We start from the raw sequence: 13181 nt of genomic DNA on the forward strand, positions 1-13181 counted from the left end.
GATCAACTGCTGACGACACGGGAGTCGACAGGGGACCGATGCGCCGTGACCAGGTCGGTCCCTAGTGTCCGGGAGATAACAGCCTCTCCGCCCGTCCTGACTTCGCCGCACGACGCCCGCCCCAGGTTCGGGGTCTCGATCGCCGCTCTGGCCGCGTTAGCGCTGCTCGCTGTACCGCGGGTCGTTCTGCACGACCTCCGCCTGATCACCGAGGGCGATCTCGCGACCTGGCTGCTGGTGTTCGTGCCCTTCGGCATCTGGGTGTGGCTCGCCGGCACGCGTGCTCGCCGCCCGTTCTGGATGTTGGTCGTGATCGGTGCCTTCCACGGAGTCCTGCTCGCGCTGACCCACCAGATCACCTGGCTGCTGGCCGGTTCAGAGCTGTCCGGGACCGACCGGCTCGTGAACTTCCCGGTGAGCCTCGCCGTGGGTGTGGCGTGGGGAGTGGTCCTCGGTGGCGTGGCGGTCGTCGTGGCCCGTCTGGTGAACCGCGCAGCACCTGACCAACGCAGCACCTGACCGTCGCAGCACCTGACCAGAGAGGTCACTGCGGCGGATCGACGGCCACCAGCCGGGTCTCGTAGGCGAGCACGACGAGCTGGGCACGGTCGCGCGATCCGGTCTTGGTGAGGATCCGGCTCACATAGGTCCGGACGGTGGCCGACGACAGGTGCAGGGTCGCCGCGATCTCGTCGTTGGCCAGTCCGCGACCGACTTCCAAGAGCACCTCGACCTCGCGCTCGGTGAGCGCCTCGAGCCGGGAGACGTCGGCGGGCTCCCCTGTGGGAGAACGCACCTGGTGCAGGACCGCGCTGGTGACGGCCGGCGAGAGCAGTGCGTCGCCGCGGGCCACGACGCGGACGGCGTTGCGCAGCTCTTCGGGCTCCGCGTCCTTGAGCAGGAACCCGGAGGCGCCGGCCCTGATGGCGGCGATCACGAGCTCGTCGTCGTCGAAGGTGGTCAGGACGAGGACCCTCACCGGCACCGCCGGGTCACCGGTGATCGCGGCAGTGGCGGCGACCCCGTCCAGGCGCGGCATACGCAGGTCCATCATCACGACATCGGGGCGCAACCGCCGCACGACGTCGATCGCCTGGCGACCGTCGGAGGCCTCACCCACGACCTCGATGTCCGTGGAGCGGTTGAGGATCTGGGTGATGCCGCCGCGCACGAGGGGCTGGTCGTCGACCACCACCACCCGGTGCTTCATCGGCGGTCCCTGTCGAAGCCTGCGGACACCCGGGTGCCGCGGCCGGCTCCTGCGTCGATGCGGCACCAGCCGCCCAGCAACTCGATGCGGCAACGCATTCCGTCGATGCCGGCCCCGGTCGGAGCCCCGGTCGCGGCGCTATCGTTCAACCCGGCGCCGTCCAACCCGGCGCTATCGTCCAAACCGGCGCCGCCCAACCCGGCGCTGTCCGACCCGGCGCCGCCCAACCCGGCGCTGTCGTCGAATCCGCAGCCGTCGTCGTCGATCTCGACGCGCACGGCCCCCTCCTCCGAGAACACCGTCATCGTCATCGTCACCGTCGCCGCCCCGGCATGGCGCAGCGCGTTGGTGACCGCCTCCTGCGCCACCCGGAAGAGCGCGTGCTGGACGAATAGCGGTTCGTCGTGGGCCCGAGGTGCGACCACCGCCCGCACGCGGACCCCGCCCACAGACGAAGACGCGGCCAGCCGCTCGAGCGTGGTCAGGTCACCGCGGACGTCACGGGGATCCCCCGCCGGGCGGAGTGCCGACACCGCCGCGCGCAGGTCGCCGAGCAGCCGCCTGCTCGCCAGCCGGATCTGCGTCAGGTGCCCGCGGAGCGCGGCGTCCTCCCCGTCGAGCGCGTCCGCAGCCCTCAGCGACACGATGGTGAGGCCGTGCCCGAGCGAGTCGTGCAGGTCCTGAGGGATGCGCAGGCGCTCCTCGTCGGCGCGGCGGCGGACCGCCCGCTCCCGCTCGTTCGCGGCCAGCCGAGCGTTCTTCTCGTGTTCGTGGGCGAGGTCGAGCCGCTGCCGGGCGGCGTCACCGAGCGCGATCGCCGCCGCCAGCAGTGCGACGGTCGTCACCAGCTCGGATCCGAGGACGGCAGCAGCGGCGTCACCTTCGGCGAACAGCCGGAATCCGATCGATACCGCGACCAGCACCGCCGCGATGCAGATCGCCAGCCGTAGCCGGCCGAGGGTGGCGATCGTGTAGAACGACGCGGCCACCGGCAGGGCGACTCCGACCGGGGGCAGACCGGCTGCGTAGTAGAGCAGCAGCGCGACCACGCTGGCCACGAGCATCGTGACCGGGAACCGCCGCCGTCCCAGCACCAGGACACCGAAGACGGCCAGGAAGGCCAGCGCGGCCCACGTGCGCCAGCCGTCGTCAAGGCCGTCGGCCGCCACGACCACCGCCACGAGACGACGACCACCACGGCGAGAACGGCGTCCGGGCGCGCCGGGCGGGCGGGCGGCATACGAGCCACCTGGATCGGCACGCCGGCACCTCCCTCCCCTGGCCGAAAGACCTCGTAGCGCACGACGTCGTGGACCACGACGCCCGAGCAGCGAATGCGTCACACCGGAGGCGCGGTCGTGTCGTCACCGATCGACAGTATGTCGCCAAACCATCGACATCGGGGGGGCTCCAACGACGCACGAGGGCTGATGCCTGACGCGGCTGATGCAGGGCGCACCGTGCGTCGCGCTGTCTCGCCGCCGTCGGTGGTCTGGGACAGACTGGGGCCGTGACCGCATCCCCGGGACCCCCCGCCCGGAGCCGGCGCTGGGTCTCTCCCCGGGCGACGGCCCTCGGGCAGATCGTCGGGATCTTCCGCCGCGGCGGCGGTGACCCGACCTCGATCAGCGGCGCCGGCACTCCGGGGTTCGTCCGGGCTTTCCACACCCCGACCGGGCCGGCCACGCTGGAGCTGGTCCTGCGGCCGAGCGACGGGGCCGTCGAGGCGCGGGCGTGGGGTGACGGCGCCGAGTGGGCGCTCGACGGGCTGCCTGACCTGCTCGGGGACCGAGACGACACAACGGAGTTCGTCGCGCACCATGACCTGGTCGCCGAGTCCGCCCGCCGACACTCCGGCTGGCGCGTGCCCCGTAGCCGACTCGTCATCGACGCCCTGGTCCCAGCGATCATCGAGCAGAAGGTCACCGGCCAAGAGGCGTTCTCCGGCTATCGGCAGCTCGTCACGCGGTTCGGCGCACCCGCCCCGGGCCCGTATGCCGCGCGCGGCCTGCGGGTGCCCCCCAGCGCCGCCGGGTGGGCGGCGATCCCGTCCTGGGAGTTCCTCCGGGCCTCGGTCGACCCGGCCCGGTCGCGGACCATCGTCGCGGCCGTCCGGGTCGCCGGCCGCCTCGAGCAGATCGTCGACCTGGCCCCCGCCGAGGCCCGCGCCCGGCTCCGGGTGGTCCCCGGGGTGGGGGTCTGGACAGCCGCCGAGGTCGCGCAGCGCGCGCTCGGCGACGCCGACGCCGTGAGCTTCGGGGACTACCACGTGGCGAAGAACATCGGCTGGGCCCTCGTCGGGCACGAGATCGACGACGACGCCCTGGCTGAGCTCCTCGAGCCCTATGCCGGCCACCGCTACCGCGTCCAACGGCTGCTGGAGCTGGCCGGCGCGTTCCGACCCCGTCACGGCCCCCGGATGGCCCCGCGCCGCCACCTGCCGCGCTGACGGCGTCGCGACGGTGCACCGTCAGCGGCACCTGTCAGCGGCATACCGTCGCAGAGAACGGCGAGCGAGGGCGCGGCCTGCCCGTCGTCGCTCAGGACGGTTCGTCGGCCGATCGGACGGCCCGCTCGGTGAGGGCGTGCACGTCGGTGCGGGCGTCGTAGGACCAGAAGTCGTGCAGCCACAACGCCGTCAACGCAACGCCGCCGACGCAGGCGAAGCCCCCGCTGGAGACGGCGCCCCGCACTGTCCACAGGTCGGCGGTGACGCCGGCGCGCACCTGGCCGCCGAGCGGCCCCAGCGAGTAGGAGAGCATCTCGATCCCCGCGAGCCGGCCCCGCATCCCCTCCGGGATCGTCTGGCTCCAGACGGTGCCCCGGAACACCCCGGAGACCATGTCCGCAGCCCCCGAGAGGGCCAGGAACACGACGACCAGCCAGATGTTCGGCATCAGTCCGGCCAGCCCGACGCAGAGCCCGAAGGACGCGGCAGCGACCACGATCGCCCGGCCGTGGTGGTGCACCCGTGCGGTCCAGCCGCTCAGCGCCGTGGCGACCAGGGCGCCGATCGTCTCGGCGGAGTAGATCAGGCCGAGCAGCTCCGGTCGGCGGAAGACGCTCTCGGCCAGGGCGGGGAAGAGCACGACCGGCAGCGCGAGCAGCATCGCGGCGATTCGACGAGGTAGGTGCCGAGGAGGTCGCGACGACTCAGGGCGTAGCGCATCCCCTCCGCGATGCCGGCGAGGCTGGGCGGGGTGGTCTCGGAGCGGTGCGGATAGGCGCGCATCAGGGCATACATCAGGCTCGCGACGCTGAGGCCGGTCACGTCGACGACGTAGCACCAGCCGGTGCCGACGGTGGCGATCAGGACGCCGCCGATACCGGGGCCGACGAGCAGCCCGATCTGCATCCCGAGGCTGGTCAGGGCATTGGCGGCGGTCAGCTCGTCGTGCCGCACCGTTCGCGGCATCAGCGCCTCGCGCGAAGGCCGTTGCAGCGCAGACGTGCTCGCCAGCAGCGCCGAGACCACGAAGATGACCCACACCTGCGGGCGGCCGGCGAACGCGTTGACGGCGAGCACCGCGGTGCAGACGGCCTGGGCCACACCGGCCCCGACCAGGAGCCGACGCCGGTCGACGTGGTCGGCCAGTGCGCCGCCGTAGAGCCCGAAGATGACGAGCGGCACCAGCTCGACGAGACCGATGGCGCCCACGGCGAAGTTGGAGCCGGTCAGGCGGTAGACCTGGAAGGGGATCGCGACGTAGCTGACCATCGCGCCGAGGTAGAACACCGTCCCTGCGCCGAACAGCAGCCGGAAGTCGCGAGAGGTGCGCAACGGGGTGACGTCGACGCGCAGCGCGCGCAGACGGTCACCCCAGGTCACAGTCCACAATCGTGCCAGACGGTATGCCGCCCGACGGGAACGGTCGCCCCTGGCCGTTCGTTGCGGCGGGCAGCCGCCCGGCGCTTGCGAGCCTGGCGCCGAAGGCTTCCACCGATACCCTGACGACGATTTCGATCCCTCGAGGACCCCGTGGCCAAGAACACCCCCGACCGCCCGACCGAGCCCCCCTCCGGCCGTCCCCGTGCCGGCCGAGCCGGTACGTCGGACCGGCGGACCAAGCTCGCCGACCTCCAGAAGGCGCAGAAGGCGCGCGAGCGGCGCACGGTCGTCCTCATCGTCTCGGCCTGTGCCGCACTGGTCCTCGTCCTCGGGGGGGTCATCACCTACGGCGTGATCGACGGGCGGAGCAAGACGCCGGCCAACTCGATCCTCAGCCTCGGCGTCACGTCGGCTGCGGCGTCGTGCGACGCCGTCACCACCGACAAGGCCACCGGGAACAGCGACCACGTCGGACCTGGTACGAGCACCCCGCAGACGACGAAGGTCACCTACGCGACCGTCCCGCCGAGCAGCGGATCGCACTTCGTCCAGCCCGACATCTCGGGCCGCGGCTACTACACGGCCACTGACACCCCCGCCGTCGAGACACTCGTCCACAACCTCGAGCACGGCTACACCGTGCTCTGGTATGCCCCCGCCATGGCCAGCAACGCCGCCCAGCTCCAGCAGATGGCCGAGCTCGGAGCCAAGCTCGACCCCTCGTCCGGCAAGTTCATCGTCGCACCGTGGGACGAGTCACGGGGCGCCTTCCCCGCCGGCAAGAGCTATGCCCTCGTCCACTGGTCCGCGACGGTCGCCGCATCCGGCGCGGTCGGCACCCAGGCCGGCCACCGCCAGCTGTGCGGCGGACTGTCCGGCGAGGTCGTCTCCTCGTTCGTCACGAGCTACCCGAAGACCGACGCGCCTGAGCCCTACGGCGCCTGAGCCCTACGGCGCGTGAGCCGCCCCGGGGCCGGTGCCCGTACCGGTCCCGGCGCTCGTCCCGTTGGCGGGGTCACCGGCCGCACCGGAGCCGGCGCTGGTGAGGAGCTGGTGCCGACGCGCATACGTCCACCCGGCGAATGCGGCGAGGACGTCGACGACGGTCACGACGAACCGCGAGAGGATCGCGACGGCAGCGGCGCCCGGGGTGGACAGCGCCGAGCCGAGGACGAGGGTGAGCAGCCCCTCCCGGGCGCCGAGGCCGGCGGGCAGGATCACGGTGAGCGTGCCGAGCGACCCGGAGAGGGCATACCCCGTGAGGGCGGCGGTCGTCAGGCCGGCGCCGGCGCCGGTCCCCCCCACGGCCCGGGCGAGCACGAGGAGATGGCCGCCGAAGCACAGCCACGCGAGGATGTAGAGGCCGACGGTGAGCAGCACTGCGCGAGTGGAGAGCTCACGCTCGAGAGGCTCACGCCGCAGCACCCGCAGACCGAGAGCGACGACCCGGTTGAGGGTCGCCGGCCAGCACAGCACCAGCAGCACGACGAGACTCACGAGGAGGGCCGCCGAGAGCGGGGCTCCCCCGGTCCGGATGAGGTGCGGGACGGCCGGCAGGCCGACGAGCAGACCGGTGACGATCGAGAGGCCGATGGCCACCAGTCCGACGACACCGGTGCGTCGCCGGGGCACGCCGAGACGGCTGGCCATGTCGGCCTGCGCGACGACGCTCCAGACCGACCCCGGAAGGTACTTCCCCAGCTGCCCGACGAAGAAGACGCCCGCCGCCGGGGCGAGGTGCAGCGGTGAGCCGAGATCCGTCAGCAGCACCCGCCAGCCGAGCATCGTGAGCAACGTGCCGACGGCCGCGAACAGCGTTGACAACGCGAGGGATCCGATATCGACCCGGGTGAGGTCGACCGAGATCTGCGACCAGGAACGGGCGACCCCCAGGACGACGACGGCGAGGACGAGCAGCGCGACGGCGACCCGGAGCAGGGAGAGGGCGCGGTCGCGGGTCACTGTCGCCTGAAGGTCAGGCGCACCAACCCATATGCCGTGTCCGCCGACGTCGCCGTCATCGCGGCTCCGGTCATCAGCGCAGACAGCTCGCCGTCGAGGTCGCCGACGAGGGTGAAACCGAACCCGTGCGCCCGCGCCACCACCCCCCTCACGTCGGCCGGCGCGATGGCACCGGGGGCGCCGGGCGGGCCGAGCGGGATGGTCACGACCAGGATGCCGCCGGGGCGCAGCAGCCAGGACGACGACGCAACGATCTCGTCGACGTCGTCGGCATCGCAGCCGCCGGGGTGCACGCGCGCGATGACGTCCAGGGTCTCCATCTCGAGGTCGACCGCCGCGAGGTCGGCGCGGGGACCACCGAGGCCTAGCGACACCGGGGCGAAGCCGACGGCGCGAGCCCAGCGCGTGAGGGTCGACCGGGGTCCCGACTCGTCGACGACCACGGCGCTGCGGCGCCCGTCGTCGACGATGCGGATGACCGCGGCGAGCGCGCCGAGCGCCGACCAGGCCTCCGCCCCGTCGCGGACCCTCGGCAGCCCGAGCTCGCGCGCCACGACCTTCGCCTCGTCGCCGTCGGCAGCGTCGACGAGGACGTCGGTCGGCACCACCCAGTCCGGCAGGTCGCTGCGCTGCATCGGCACGGTGGCGCGCGGGGTCCGATCCGCCCGCACCCGCTCGCGCCACCCCGCGACGACCGCCCTCGTGCGGACGGTCATGCGGACGGCCAGGCGGACGGTCAGGGGTCCCACCGGGTCGGGACCCACGCCTCCGGGGGCGTCGCAGTACCCGGAGGTCGGCGCCCCGGCGGTAGGCAACCCCGAGGGAGAGAACCCGGAATCAATGAACCCGGAGGCAGAGAACCCGGGGGCAGAGAACCCGGAGTGAGTCGACCCGGAGGTGTAGGGCGACGCCAACGACTCGAGCACCCCCACGTAGTGCGCCCATTCGGCGGACAGGGCGCCGTCCTGGTCGTCGTCGTCCCTGCCGGTCCGTGGTGCCACCGTCTGCGCCCCGACCGCAGCTGGCCCGACCGCAGCTGGCCCGACTGCAGTGCCCGTCTCCCCGAACGTTGCCCGCCACACCGTCGCCCGCCCGTTCGGGGCGCGGCCCACGGGGACGCGACCGGTCCGTGCTCGCTCGAGATCAAGACACTGAGAGGGGGGTTGACGCATCCCGCGGCTGACGAGTCCTGCACTGAGGAAACGGGATCCGAGAGCCAACCCGTGGCGTACCTCCCGCGCCACGGCGCCGATCGCGACCCGCGTCCGACCGCCCTGAACCTCCCGGCCGTCCCCGACCTCCCGGCCGTCCTGAATCTCGCGGCCGTCCTGAACCTCCCGGCCGTCCCCAACCTCCCGACCGGCCGGACCACCCCGACCGCCGGCGGGAGCGCCACCCGGTCGCCCCGTCGCCAGGACGTCGCGGGCACTGGGGGTCGCAGCGGTCAGGGTGCTGATCGCCCACGCCCCAGCGGAATTCCCCAGCATGACACCGGACGGGTCCCCCCTCGACTGCTCGGGGCGGGACGCCGGACGCGCGGTGACGCTGACCCGTTCGGCACCGAGACCGGTGGCCACCACGGCCGCCTCGTCGTCGTGCACGAGGACGGCGTCCACCCGCCGGACCAAGGCCGCCGTGAGTCGGTTCCCCACGTGCCACCCCCTGCGAGCCGTCCAACCGGACCGACCGGGACGAGCCAACGGTTCTGCGGCCACGAGGACCATCCGGGGCCGGCCACCGTCCCGGGAGCCAGACGCGCCTGCGCCGTGAAGCAGTGCGAGCAGCGCCGGGACGCTGCTGAGGCCGGAGTGGACGAGGACGATCACGTCGACCCCCCGCAACCTGCGGCCGGTGCGGGCCCAGGTGTCGAGGCGTGACCAGCCGAGGAGCGGGACCGCTCGGGGAGCCGGAGCCCTGACCCAGGAGGGCTCGGCCTGCGCGGCCAGGCCGTCGGGGGCGACCCCGACCACCGGCGCCCCGGTCAGCAGCGTCACGTCGTGACCCGCCTCGCGCAGCATGAGGTCGAGGTCGACGGTGAGCGACGAGATGGCTAGCGACGAGGCGGTGAGCGACGGGACGGTGAGTGACGGGGTCGCGGCCGGCCCGACGACGACGGCTCGCAGGAAAGCGGACTGGGGATCTGCACCACCGATGTCGCGCATGCTCCGGAGCCTAACCCCCGCACGCGTGGCAGCACGGTGACCCGCCGGACCGGGTCCCAGCGACTGGGCCGGGAGATCGGATGGGTACCGTCAGGCGTGCCCACCGAGCGATCCGTCCTGCCCGCCGACGTGCTGGCCACCGCGTTGCGTGCGGACGCGACACGCCCTCGCCTCACCTTCTACGACGACGCGGTGGGGCCGACCCGGGGTGAGCGGATCGAGCTCTCGGCCAAGGTGCTCACCAACTGGGTCGCCAAGGCGGCCAACGCCCTGCAGGAGGATCTCGACGTGACGTCGGGCAGCCGCGTGCTGCTCGACCTGCCGCTGCACTGGCGGGCGGTCTATTGGGCCTTGGCGGTGTGGTCGGTGGGCGCGACCCTCGTGCTGCCGGGAGCCGGCGACCGTGCCCCCAGCAACCGCGCCCCCAGCAACCGCGGCCCCAGCACCGGCACTGTGGCTGATCTTGGCGGGGACATCGCCTTGGTCGTCAGCGACGACGTCACCGTCGTCGCGGGGGCGCACAGCTCAGGCACGGGAGCGGTCCTCGTCAGTCTCCCGATGCTCGCCCGCGGGCACCTCGACACCCCCGGCGGCGTGTTCGACGAGGCACGTGAACTCGCTACGTACGGTGACGTCTTCGACGCCTGGGAGTCCCCGTCTCCCGCCGCCGTCGCGCTCGTGGGGGCGGCGGGAGTGGCAGCCGGCCCGGCGGCATACGGCGCGCTGGTCGTGCCCCGACCCGAGTGGGGGGACCGCCCCCGGGTCGAGCTGGCGGGGACCCTCGACCGGGTGCTCGTCGACGCCCTCTCCGCCTGGTATGCCGACGGTTCGGTCGTCCTGGTCCGTGACCCGGACGGCGAGCAGCAGGCCCGTCGCACCTCCGAGGGTGTGACCGTCAGGCTGAGTGGGGGCTGAGTTCAGGCGGGGCCGAGGTCGACGGCGAAGACCGGTCCGGTCTTCTCGCGCACCTCGTGCACCGTGACCCCGTCGGCGAGCTCGCGCAGCACGAGGCCGCCGGGGGTGACGTCGAGGACGGCGAGGTCGGTGATGATCCGCTGGACGACGCGCCTGCCGGTGTAGGGCAGGGTGCACTCGTCGAGGATCTTATGGCTGCCGTCCCGGGCGACGTGCTCCATCAGGACGATGACCTTCCTCGCGCCGTGCACGAGGTCCATCGCGCCGCCCATGCCCTTGACCATCTTCCCAGGAATCATCCAGTTGGCGATGTCGCCCCCGGCGGACACCTGCATGGCCCCGAGGATCGCCGCATCGACCTTGCCACTGCGGATCATGCCGAAGGACATCGCCGAGTCGAAGATCGACGCTCCGGGCCGGAGCGTCACGGTCTCCTTACCGGCATTGACGAGGTCCGGATCTTCTTCTCCTGCATAGGGATAGGGCCCGACGCCGAGGATGCCGTTCTCGGACTGCAGGACGAGCTCGACGTCGTCGGGTACGTAGTTCGGGACGAGCGTCGGCAGCCCGATACCGAGGTTGACGTAGTCGCCGTCGGCCAGCTCGGCGGCGGCGCGGGCCGCCATCTGCTCGCGGGTGAGGGCCATGACTCAGACCTCCGTGGTCGGGCTCGAGGGGGCGGTGGTCGGTGGGGCGGTGGTCGGTGGGGCGGCGCGCGCAGGCCGGACCGTCCGCCGCTCGATGCGCTTGTCGGCCGCCTGCTCGGGCGTGAGCGGCAGGACCCGCTGCACGTAGATGCCGGGGAGGTGGATCTCGTCCGGATCGAGCTCACCCGGCTCGACGAGCTCCTCGACCTCGGCGATGGTGAGCTGCCCGGACATGGCCGCCACGGGATTGAAGTTGCGGGCCGACCTCTCGAAGACGAGGTTGCCGAGGCGGTCGCCCTTGCGGGCCCGCACGAGCCCGAAGTCGGCGACGATCGCGTGCTCGAGGACCACGGTGCGCGTCGACCCCATCCACTCGACCTCCCGCGTCTCCTTCGGCGGCGACGCGAGAGCGACGGTGCCGTCGGCGGCATACCGCCAGGGCAGACCGCCCTCGGCGATCTGCGTACCCGCGCCGGTCGGCGTGAAGAACGCCGGGATCCCGGAGCCACCGGCGCGCAGTCGCTCCGCGAGGGTGCCCTGGGGGGTGAGCTCGACCTCGAGCTCGCCGGTGAGGTACTGACGCTCGAACTCCTTGTTCTCCCCGACGTAGGAGGAGACCATCCGCCGGATCCGCTTGGCCCGAAGCAGCAGGCCGAGACCCCAGTCGTCGACCCCGCAGTTGTTCGAGATCGCCTCGAGGTCGGTGATACCGGCGTCGAGCACGGCCCGGATGAGCACGCTCGGGATCCCGCAGAGGCCGAACCCGCCCACCGCGATCGAGGCCCCGTCGGTGATGCCCGCGATGGCCGCTGCCGGGTCTGCGACGACTTTGTCCATGCCGCGGACTCTATCCACCCCGCATCCACAGCGCTTTTGCGCGTGCCGATGATGCGGCACCACAGGGTGGACGTGGCACCATGGCTCATTCATGCCGACCGAGGAAAGCAGCGTGAACCCGTGACGAGCCGTGATCCGGGGTCCGACAAGGCCCGCCCCATCCCGCAGGCGCGGGCCGGGCGGTCCGAGCACGTCGACCGCTGGAACGACGACGTCGGGGACGAGTCCTCGTTCGACGCCGACGGAGCCTCGTGGGACGACGACTTCGTGGTCGACACCCGGCGCCGCGGGAAGCGTTTCGCCGCTGCCGGCCGGTCCCGGGCGGCGCAGCCGACCCTGGCCCCCGCCCACCATGTGCCCGCCAGCGAGCCAGCCCGTCCGGCCGCGCGCCAGGCACCGTCGGGGCCGCTCTACGAGGAGGACGCGGACTACGTCCCCGGGCAGGCCCGCGGCCGACGTACCGACCCTGGTCCCGACGCCCGACCGAACGCCCGACCGAACGCCAGCCCCGACGCCCGACCCGACGCCCGACCCGGCGCTCGACCGAACGTCCGACCCGACGATGGGCGTGGGTATGCCGGTGAGCCTCCGACCCGTGGCCCCCGGCCTCCGCGCCGCCGCAGCCGGGCGCGTCGACGCGGGATCATCGCCGTCATCCTGCTCGTCGTCCTGGCCTGGATCGCGTTCATGGTGTGGGTGCCGCTCAACGCCTGGGGCAACGTCACCCGGGTCGACGACGCACCGGCAGGCGCTCGCCCGGCCGCCACGGCCGGGCACAACTACCTGCTCGTCGGCAGCGACGGGCGCGACGGTCTCACGCCCGAGCAGCAGAAGCAGCTGAACGCGAGCGGCGGTGACATCGGCAAGCGGACCGACTCGATCATCCTCGTCCACGTCTCCGAGCACGGCGGCAAACCGGCGCTCATCTCGATCCCCCGCGACTCCTACGTGCCGATTCCCGGCTACCGGAGCAACAAGATCAACGCCTCCTTCGCCTTCGGCGGCGCCAAGCTGCTCGTCGCGACGGTCGAGCAGGCCACCGGGATCCGCATCGACGGCTACGTCGAGATCGGGTTCGGCGGCTTCGCCTCGGTCGTCGACAGCCTCGGCGGCGTCGACGTCTGCGTCCCCTTCGACATGAACGACGCCTACGCCGCGATCAACCTCAAGAAGGGTTGCCAGACCCTCGACGGCCCGACCGCGCTCGGCTACGTCCGCGCTCGCCACTCCGACCCCCGCGGCGACATCGGCCGCGCCGAGCGTCAGCGGCAGTTCCTCGGCGCGATCCTGAAGAAGGCGGTCACGCCGTCGACGGTGCTGGTGCCGTCGAGCTACAAGGGTTTCGCCGACGCCGCCGCCAAGGGGCTCGAGGTGGGCCAGGACACCCAGATGACCGACGCCGTCCGCGTGCTCCAGACGCTCCGCGGGGTCGACGGGGGCGACACCCTCTCCCTGGTCGTCCCCATCGCGAACGCCGCCTACCAGACCCCCAACGCCGGGGTCGCGGTGAAGTGGAACACCACCGAGGCGCTGGCCCTCTTCGCGATGATCAAGAACGACCAGCCGATGACCGTGGCGCCGGCGGGCACCGTCCCCGGGAGCTGACCCGACGGGACGCA

13 protein-coding genes are annotated in these 13181 nt (G+C 72.6%); 5 read left to right on the top strand and 8 right to left on the bottom strand.

Features of this window, described 5'->3' with window-relative positions:
• Window positions 1-45: 45 nt before the first annotated feature.
• Complete coding sequence (locus Q0R63_RS02380; protein ID WP_295693440.1) at window positions 46-519, top strand: hypothetical protein; 474 nt, start codon at window positions 46-48, stop codon at window positions 517-519.
• Between the two features lie 25 nt (window positions 520-544).
• On the opposite strand, the gene Q0R63_RS02385 is transcribed toward Q0R63_RS02380, so the two are convergent.
• On the bottom strand, window positions 545-1210 hold the full coding sequence (locus Q0R63_RS02385; protein ID WP_295693443.1) for a response regulator transcription factor: 666 nt from the start codon (window positions 1208-1210) through the stop codon (window positions 545-547).
• Entirely contained in the window at window positions 1207-2391 is a 1185-nt protein-coding gene (locus Q0R63_RS02390; RefSeq protein WP_295693446.1) for a histidine kinase, read from the bottom strand. Before Q0R63_RS02390 ends, Q0R63_RS02385 begins: the two co-directional genes overlap by 4 nt.
• 329 nt (window positions 2392-2720) lie before the next feature.
• Here Q0R63_RS02390 and Q0R63_RS02395 point away from each other — a divergent pair, with 329 nt between their 5' ends.
• Window positions 2721-3659, top strand: a complete 939-nt coding sequence (locus Q0R63_RS02395) for a DNA-3-methyladenine glycosylase 2 family protein (protein ID WP_295693449.1) — start codon at window positions 2721-2723, stop codon at window positions 3657-3659.
• A gap of 91 nt (window positions 3660-3750) precedes the next feature.
• Here Q0R63_RS02395 and Q0R63_RS02400 read toward each other — a convergent pair whose 3' ends face one another.
• Both Q0R63_RS02400 and Q0R63_RS02405 read right to left on the bottom strand, forming a co-directional pair.
• Window positions 3751-4320, bottom strand: coding sequence for an MFS transporter (locus Q0R63_RS02400; protein ID WP_295693452.1), 570 nt, complete (start codon window positions 4318-4320; stop codon window positions 3751-3753).
• The gene (locus Q0R63_RS02405; protein WP_295693455.1) at window positions 4242-5039 is read right to left on the bottom strand and encodes an MFS transporter; all 798 of its coding nucleotides are present in this window, start codon (window positions 5037-5039) and stop codon (window positions 4242-4244) included. The genes Q0R63_RS02400 and Q0R63_RS02405 overlap by 79 nt, the downstream gene beginning before the upstream one ends.
• A gap of 150 nt (window positions 5040-5189) precedes the next feature.
• Between Q0R63_RS02405 and Q0R63_RS02410 the strand changes: the two genes are divergently transcribed.
• The gene (locus Q0R63_RS02410) at window positions 5190-5984 is read left to right on the top strand and encodes a DUF3105 domain-containing protein (RefSeq protein ID WP_295693458.1); all 795 of its coding nucleotides are present in this window, start codon (window positions 5190-5192) and stop codon (window positions 5982-5984) included.
• 3 nt (window positions 5985-5987) lie between these two features.
• On the opposite strand, the gene Q0R63_RS02415 is transcribed toward Q0R63_RS02410, so the two are convergent.
• Together Q0R63_RS02415 and Q0R63_RS02420 are read right to left on the bottom strand one after the other, a co-directional pair.
• Window positions 5988-7001: a lysylphosphatidylglycerol synthase domain-containing protein gene (locus tag Q0R63_RS02415; RefSeq protein WP_295693461.1), complete on the bottom strand. Its 1014-nt coding sequence runs from the start codon at window positions 6999-7001 to the stop codon at window positions 5988-5990.
• A complete protein-coding gene (locus Q0R63_RS02420; RefSeq protein ID WP_295693464.1) occupies window positions 6998-9163 on the bottom strand; it encodes a hypothetical protein in 2166 nt (721 codons plus the stop codon). Before Q0R63_RS02420 ends, Q0R63_RS02415 begins: the two co-directional genes overlap by 4 nt.
• Before the next feature lie 96 nt (window positions 9164-9259).
• On the opposite strand from Q0R63_RS02420, the gene Q0R63_RS02425 reads away from it, so the two are divergent.
• Window positions 9260-10078, top strand: coding sequence for a TIGR03089 family protein (locus Q0R63_RS02425; protein ID WP_295693466.1), 819 nt, complete (start codon window positions 9260-9262; stop codon window positions 10076-10078).
• Window positions 10079-10080: 2 nt separating this feature from the next.
• Here the strand turns inward: Q0R63_RS02425 and Q0R63_RS02430 are convergent, their stop codons facing one another.
• Both Q0R63_RS02430 and Q0R63_RS02435 read right to left on the bottom strand, forming a co-directional pair.
• A complete protein-coding gene (locus Q0R63_RS02430; RefSeq protein ID WP_295693468.1) occupies window positions 10081-10725 on the bottom strand; it encodes a 3-oxoacid CoA-transferase subunit B in 645 nt (214 codons plus the stop codon).
• 3 nt (window positions 10726-10728) lie between these two features.
• On the bottom strand, window positions 10729-11562 hold the full coding sequence (locus Q0R63_RS02435) for a CoA transferase subunit A (protein ID WP_295693471.1): 834 nt from the start codon (window positions 11560-11562) through the stop codon (window positions 10729-10731).
• Window positions 11563-11682: 120 nt separating this feature from the next.
• Here Q0R63_RS02435 and Q0R63_RS02440 point away from each other — a divergent pair, with 120 nt between their 5' ends.
• Entirely contained in the window at window positions 11683-13167 is a 1485-nt protein-coding gene (locus tag Q0R63_RS02440) for an LCP family protein (protein ID WP_295693474.1), read from the top strand.
• Window positions 13168-13181: the final 14 nt, after the last annotated feature.

This window comes from Lapillicoccus sp., assembly GCF_025353065.1.
In the GTDB taxonomy this organism is placed as follows: Bacteria; Actinomycetota; Actinomycetes; order Actinomycetales; family Dermatophilaceae; genus Lapillicoccus.

Coding starts and splice junctions, on each gene's coding strand:
- Q0R63_RS02385 (WP_295693443.1), bottom strand. CDS start 1,210: ATGAAGCACCGGGTGGTGGTGGTCGACGACCAGCCCCTCGTGCGCGGC.
- Q0R63_RS02400 (WP_295693452.1), bottom strand. CDS start 4,320: ATGCTGCTCGCGCTGCCGGTCGTGCTCTTCCCCGCCCTGGCCGAGAGC.
- Q0R63_RS02420 (WP_295693464.1), bottom strand. CDS start 9,163: ATGCGCGACATCGGTGGTGCAGATCCCCAGTCCGCTTTCCTGCGAGCC.
- Q0R63_RS02430 (WP_295693468.1), bottom strand. CDS start 10,725: ATGGCCCTCACCCGCGAGCAGATGGCGGCCCGCGCCGCCGCCGAGCTG.
- Q0R63_RS02435 (WP_295693471.1), bottom strand. CDS start 11,562: ATGGACAAAGTCGTCGCAGACCCGGCAGCGGCCATCGCGGGCATCACC.